We start from the raw sequence: 6,627 nt of genomic DNA on the forward strand, positions 1-6,627 counted from the left end.
GAAGTGGTACGCGGATGCGTGGAAGAAGTCGGCGTTACAGAACAGCTTCTTCTCGCGCCACATCACTTCTTCGCAGCGTACGGATACCGGGTACAGCACGGTGTCGCCCACGTCGGCGGCCAGTTTCTCGGACCACTGTTTGATGATGGCGTTGCGCGGGTCGGATTCGGTGTAGACCGCGTGGCCGAAGCCCATGATCTTTTCCTTGCGCTCGAGCATGCCCATCAGTTCTTTTTCTGCTTCGTCGGCAGAGGAGAACTTCTCGATCAGTTCCATCGCGGCTTCGTTGGCGCCGCCGTGCAGCGGGCCGCGCAGGGAGCCGATGGCGCCGGTGATGCAGCTGAACAGGTCAGACAGGGTGGAGGCACACACGCGCGCGGTGAAGGTGGAGGCGTTGAACTCGTGCTCTGAGTACAGAATCAGGGATACGTTCATTACCTGCTCGTGCAGTGCGTTGGGCTTTTCGCCGCGCAACATGTGCAGGAAGTGGCCGCCGATGGAGTCGTCGTCGGTTTCGGTTTCGATACGCACGCCGTCGTGGGTGTAGCGATACCAGTAGCAAATAATGGACGGGAATGCGGCCAGCAGGCGGTTGGCTTTTTCCTGCTGCTGGTCGAAGGACTCTTCGCCTTCCAGGTTACCCAGCATGGAACAGCCGGTACGCATGACGTCCATCGGGTGGGCGTCGGCGGGGATACGCTCCAGTACTTCGCGCAGTGCCAGCGGCAGGCCGCGCATGGTTTTCAGCACGCCTTTGTAATCGGCCAGCTGTGCTTTGGTGGGCAGTTCGCCGTAGAAAATCAGGTAGGCGACTTCTTCAAACTCGCAGTTCTGCGCCAGGTCTTTTACGTCGTAGCCGCGGTAGGTCAGGCCGGAGCCGGATACGCCTACGGTGGAAAGTGCGGTTTTACCGGCTACCTGGCCACGCAGGCCTGCTCCGCCAACTTTTTTCTCTGCCATCGTTATTTCCCCTACTTTTTGATTTGATTTCAGTTCGATTACTTCTTGAGCCCTTATTTCTTAAACAAGGCATCGAGTTTGTCTTCAAACTCGTGATAGTTCAGGTAGTCGTACAGTTCCGCGCGGGTCTGCATGGTGTCGACCACGGCCTGCTGGTCGCCGTTCTGCAGGATGCTGCTGTACACGTTCTCTGCGGCCTTGTTCATGGCACGGAAGGCGGACAGCGGGTACAGCACCATGTCGGCACCGGACTCGGCCAGTTCCGCCCTGTTGTATAGCTTGGTTTGGCCGAACTCGGTGATGTTCGCCAGGATCGGTACGTTCAGCGCGTCTTTAAAGGCGCGGTAGTGCTCCAGCTCGGTTACCGCTTCGGCGAAGATGCCGTCGGCGCCGGCTTCGATACACGCCTGGGCGCGCTCGATGGCCGCTTCCAGACCTTCCTGTGCGAAGGCGTCGGTGCGGGCCATGATGAAGAAGTCATCGTCGGTACGCGCGTCTACCGCGGCCTTGATGCGGTCGACCATTTCGTCTTTGGAAACGATCTCTTTGTTCGGGCGGTGGCCGCAGCGCTTCTGCGCTACCTGGTCTTCGATATGTACCGCGGCGGCGCCGGCGCGGATCATTTCTTTCACGGTGCGGCCGATGTTGAAGGCGCCACCCCAGCCGGTATCGATATCTACCAGCAGCGGCAGGCTGGATGCAGCGGTAATGCGGCGTACGTCTTCCAGTACGTCATTCATGCTGGTCATGCCCAGGTCCGGCAGACCGTAGGAAGCGTTGGCAACGCCGCCGCCGGACAGGTAGATCGCCTGATGGCCGATGCGCTCCGCCATGATCGCGGTATAGGCGTTAATGGTGCCCACCACCTGCAGCGGCTGGTTGTCTTTCAGGGCCTGGCGAAAACGCGCGCCGGCGGATTCTGGTCTGCTCATAAGGTGCCTCGGTTTTCTCTCGATTTTGATTTAGTCGTCTTGGGAAAGTTTCTTTTCGATATTGTTGCGGGACGCGCGGATGTGGCGCCGCATCAGTATTTCTGCCAGCTCGCCATCACCCGCCTCGATGGCGTCGATGATGTGGCTGTGCTCGCGGAAAGCGCGGTGTGCCCGCGGGCTGGCCATGCCCAGCTGGTAGCGGTACATGCGCACGCGGTAATAGAGTTTGTTGCACAGGGTGTCGATCAGCAGGTCGTTATTGGAGGCCTGCACGATGCGGAAGTGGAAGTCGAAGTCCCCCTCCGGCTGGAAGTAGGCGGTGCCCTTTTGCAGTTCTTCCTGCTGCTCGTGGCGCTCCAGCATCTGGCGCAGTTCCACCAGGTCTTCTTCGCTGCGATTCTCTGCGGCCAGGCGGCAGGCCATGCCTTCCAGCGCCTCGCGCACGTCGTAGATCTCCAGCAATCCACGCTCGGTCAGGTCGACGACCCGCGCGCCAACGTTGACCCGCCGCTCAATCAGGCTGAGGGATTCAAGCCGCATCAGGGCTTCGCGCAGGCTGCTGCGGCTGGCGTCAAACCGGCGCGCCAGTTCCGGCTCGCTGATCTTGCTGCCGGAGGAAATGCGCCCTTCGACGATTTCACTGCGCAGAGTCAGGAACAGGCGGTCAGCCAGGCTCTGTTTGCTGGTATGGATGCCCTGCCCTACGTCCACTGGATTGTCAGAGGCGTTTGGGGGGGAATTGTCCTGTGCAATCTCGGTCACTTAGGCGCTCCGCCACAGATTGTCGACACTTTTATAGATTCGCGAAGCTTAAACGGCCAATTTTTATGGGTCAACCACATTTTTGTCGACAAACTGGAACTTGGCGCCGGTCGATACGCCCATATATTGATCAAACAGGCTATTCGGTCACCAAGTTTGCGGTAGCAGCCCGCGGCGGAGCATTTTTCGATACGGGAGTGACCACGGCACCTGGCGGGCGTGTCTGCGGACCATTCGCGGGGAATAGTAGTCTTGAAATACCGATATGGGCATAATAGCCGCCGCGCGTACCCGGGCCGGCCTGGAAGGTTGTACTTCACTCTATCCTATAGATAGGGTTGTGAAGTCGAAAAGGATACGGTTCGCGGCGACAAACCGTCCTCTGAAGACGGATTTCTGATTTCCCTAGAGCGACCTCGGATCAAGCAGATTGAATCATGCCTAAAAGTTTTATCAGGCGCTGGCTGCCAACTCCCGAACAGGTACGCGCCAACAATGGCCTGAAGTTTCTCGGCACTCTGCTGCACGATCCCAACCTTTTTCACCTCAACCGCCATTCGGTCTCCGTGGCTTTCGCGGTCGGCGTATTCACCAGCTTCCTGCCGCTTCCCGGGCAGATGCTGATCGCCGCGCTGCTGGCACTGTGGTTCCGCTGCAACCTGCCCCTTTCCATGATTCTGGTGTGGATCAGCAACCCGGTGACCATGCCGGCAATTTTCTACAGCACCTACAAGCTCGGCGCCTGGATACTCGGCACGCCGCCGCTGGAATTCAAGATTGAGCTGTCGCTGGAATGGCTGACGGACGAGGTGGGGAAAATCTGGCTACCGCTGTTCTTCGGCTCGCTGCTGAGCGGGGTCTTCTTCGCCACCCTCGCCTACTTCCTGATGCAGGCTTTCTGGCGCTGGCATGTGGTGAAACGCTGGAAGACCCGGCTGGAACAGCGCAAGGCGCAGCTCAGCCAGGGTAGCTGAGCGGTTCAGGCTGGATGCCGGATCAGGTCCGGCATGACGAATGTTCTCACGTCATCCCGGCGCACGCCGGGATCCAGTATCAATAGTCGTGCCGTAGCGCCGCGGCCGGCTGCACGCGACTTGCCTGCAGTGCGGGATACAGTGTGGCCACCAGGCTCAGCAGGAATCCCGCCCCCACCACCAGCGCCACATCCCCCCACTGCAACTGCGAAGGCAGGTAATCCACCGGGTAGACGTCGGACTTCAGGAACTGGATACCGAACAGGTGCTCGAGCCCGGACACCAGATCGGTGACCACAAGCGAGCCGATCACGCCCAGCGCACCGCCGACCAGCACCCCGATCAGTCCTACCAGCGCCCCCTGGCTGACGAATGTCAGCAGGATCTCCCGGGTGCTGGCGCCCATGGTGCGCAGGATGGCGATATCGCCGTGTTTGTCGATCACCACCATCACTAGGGTCGAAACCACGTTGAACGCGGCGATGGCGATGATCAGGAATACCAGCAGGCTGACCAGGTTGCGGGACATCTGGATGGCCTGGTAGAGGTTGCCGTGGGTACCGGTCCAGTCATTGCCGTAATAGCCCTGCGCCGGTAACTGCTGCAGCAGGCGCTGGAAAACCACAAACGAGCGCAGCATGTCCTCCACCCGCATCTGTACCCCGCCGCCACCGGCACCGCCGGCCAGGGCTTGCGCCTGGGACCAGTCCACCAGCGCCAGGGAGTGATCGAGCGCGGTGCCGGAATGGAAGATATCCACCACCTTGAACCCGGCCAGTTGCGCCGCCGAGCGGCCGCCGCTGCCATCGGTACCGCTCTGGGGCACGATCACACTGAGATCCTCGCCCACGGCGATACCCAACTTGTCGGCAATGCCGCGGCCGAGAATGATGCCCGGCTGCACGGGATCGCTCGTCAGCGCGGCAAAGCTGTCGGGCTTGAGGAAGTCACCGATTGTCGACACTTTGACGATAGTCTCGGGATTGACGCCCTGAATCAGCAGCGGAGTCACCTCGAGGCCATTGCGCGCAAGTCCGTTCACCTGCCACACCTCGGCCGCATCGGTAATCCCCGGAAAAGCGGCCACTTCATCGCGCAAAGTGGGCCAGTCGATATCGGCGCTGGCGTTGTATACGGTGGCGTGCGGCATGATGCCGAGGATGCGCTCGCGCAACTCGCGGTCAAAACCGTTCATAACCGACATCACCACGATCATCAGCGCCACGCCGAGGATCAGGCCGATCATCGACAGCCCGGAAATAAACGACACCAGCCCGGCGGAGTCCTGACCGCCGCGCTGGGCGCCCGCGTAGCGCAGGCCGATATAGGCGGGTAATGGCTTAAACATTCTGCACCTTAAACATGGTCACCCTGCTGCCAGCCCTCTATCAGCTCACCGTCCACCAGGTGCAGGCAGCGGTCCAGCGCCGCGGCCAGGTCCGGGTCGTGGGTGACGATCACGAAGCTGATTCCGGTCTCCCGGTTCAGGCGGTCCATCAGTTTGTGAATTTCCTGCGCGGTGGCCCGGTCCAGGTTGCCGGTGGGTTCATCCATCAGCACGCAGGCGGGCTTGGCCACCAGCGCGCGGGCAATGGCCACCCGCTGGCGCTCGCCGCCGGAGAGCTGCGCCGGCTTGTGATCCAGGCGCGCACCCAGGCCGACCGCCTCGAGCATCTCCACTGCCGCGGCGCGCGCGTCGGATACCGAGTGCTTGCCGATCAGCAGCGGCATGGCGACATTTTCCAGCGCGGTAAACTCGTTCAGCAGATGGTGGAACTGGTACACAAAGCCCAGGCTCGAATTGCGCAGCCAGCCGCGCTCGTTGGCATTCAGCGTGGCCAGGTTCTGTCCCGCGACCCAGACTTCGCCCGCGGTGGGGGTATCCAGTCCACCCAGTAGATTCAGCAGGGTCGACTTGCCGGAACCGGAGGCGCCGACGATCGCCAGCCGCTCCCCTTTCGGCACTTCCAGCTCCACGCCGCGCAGTACATTCAGTTCGTTGGCGCCCTGGCGATAGCTTTTGCTGAGACTGCGGCAGGCCAGCACCACCTCGGTGCCGGGTTCCGCGCGGGATTCTTCGGGGCGAATTTCCACTTTACTGTTCATCAATTTATTGGCTCTTTTGAAGCGTGTCAGCGGCGGGCGCAGGCCTGCCCGCTGCAGAATTATTCGTAGCGTAGGGCTTCCGCGGGCGCGATCTGCGCCGCGCGCCATGCCGGGAACAGGGTTGCCAGCAGGCTCATGATCACCGCCGCGCTCAGTACCAGCACCGCATCACCGGTGCGGAATTCCGACGGCAGGAAGCTCACAAAAAATACCCGGGGATCGAAAATCTTGGCGCCCACCAGGTTCTCGATCCAGGACACCAGATCGGTGAGGTTGAGTGCAATCAGGGTACCGAGCAGCCCGCCGATCAGCGCGCCGATAATGCCGATGGCACTGCCCTGCACCACAAATACCGCCATGATCTGCCGGGAGGTCAGCCCCAGGGTGCGCAGCACCGCGATATCCGAGCGCTTGTCCGCCACCATCAGCACCAGCGCGGACACGATATTGAACGCGGCCACCGCGACGATAATCATCAGCATCAGGGTGACCACGGTTTTTTCCATTTTTACCGCCTGGAACAGGCTGCCCTGGGAGTGACTCCAGTCTTCGCCGGTGAAACCCTCTCCCAGCGCCCTGGCGTAACCATCCACCCGCCCGAGGGCGTTGTTCATATCGTCAAACTTGAGTTGCAGGCCCTGCACCTTGCCTGACATGCGCAGCAGCCGGGCGGCATCCTCGATATGCATCAGCGCCATATTCTGGTCCACCTGCGCGCCGACGGAGAAAACCCCGGCGACGGTGAAGCGTTTGGTGCGCGGGAAAATACCGGCGGGAGTGATGGTCACGGAAGGCAGGGTAAGGATGACGCTGTCGCCGGGAATCACGCCCAGCTGGCGGGCGAGAATTCGGCCGAGGACAATTTCATAACTGCGCGGCTGCAAACCGTCCAG

General features: G+C 61.1%; 7 protein-coding genes. 1 reads left to right on the forward strand and 6 read right to left on the reverse strand.

The window, feature by feature from the left end; genetic code table 11:
- From QZ511_RS15925 to QZ511_RS15935, 3 genes are all read right to left on the reverse strand, one after another.
- On the reverse strand, positions 1–960 hold a 960-nt coding region (locus tag QZ511_RS15925; protein WP_295803917.1), incomplete at its 3' end, for a citrate/2-methylcitrate synthase.
- A gap of 53 nt (positions 961–1,013) precedes the next feature.
- Positions 1,014–1,892, reverse strand: a complete 879-nt coding sequence (prpB, locus tag QZ511_RS15930) for a methylisocitrate lyase (RefSeq protein ID WP_295803919.1) — start codon at positions 1,890–1,892, stop codon at positions 1,014–1,016.
- 30 nt (positions 1,893–1,922) lie between these two features.
- Positions 1,923–2,654, reverse strand: coding sequence for a GntR family transcriptional regulator (locus QZ511_RS15935; protein ID WP_295803921.1), 732 nt, complete (start codon positions 2,652–2,654; stop codon positions 1,923–1,925).
- A 437-nt stretch (positions 2,655–3,091) separates the two neighbouring features.
- On the opposite strand from QZ511_RS15935, the gene QZ511_RS15940 reads away from it, so the two are divergent.
- The gene (locus tag QZ511_RS15940) at positions 3,092–3,628 is read left to right on the forward strand and encodes a DUF2062 domain-containing protein (RefSeq protein WP_295803924.1); all 537 of its coding nucleotides are present in this window, start codon (positions 3,092–3,094) and stop codon (positions 3,626–3,628) included.
- Between the two features lie 79 nt (positions 3,629–3,707).
- On the opposite strand, the gene QZ511_RS15945 is transcribed toward QZ511_RS15940, so the two are convergent.
- The 3 genes from QZ511_RS15945 to QZ511_RS15955 all read right to left on the reverse strand — a co-directional run.
- Positions 3,708–4,976, reverse strand: a complete 1,269-nt coding sequence (locus QZ511_RS15945; protein WP_295803926.1) for a lipoprotein-releasing ABC transporter permease subunit — start codon at positions 4,974–4,976, stop codon at positions 3,708–3,710.
- An 8-nt stretch (positions 4,977–4,984) separates the two neighbouring features.
- Positions 4,985–5,734: a lipoprotein-releasing ABC transporter ATP-binding protein LolD gene (gene lolD, locus QZ511_RS15950; protein WP_295803929.1), complete on the reverse strand. Its 750-nt coding sequence runs from the start codon at positions 5,732–5,734 to the stop codon at positions 4,985–4,987.
- 59 nt (positions 5,735–5,793) lie between these two features.
- On the reverse strand, positions 5,794–6,627 hold an 834-nt coding region (locus QZ511_RS15955; protein WP_295803933.1), incomplete at its 5' end, for an FtsX-like permease family protein.

This window comes from uncultured Microbulbifer sp. (assembly GCF_913055755.1).
Classification (GTDB): Bacteria; Pseudomonadota; Gammaproteobacteria; order Pseudomonadales; family Cellvibrionaceae; genus Microbulbifer.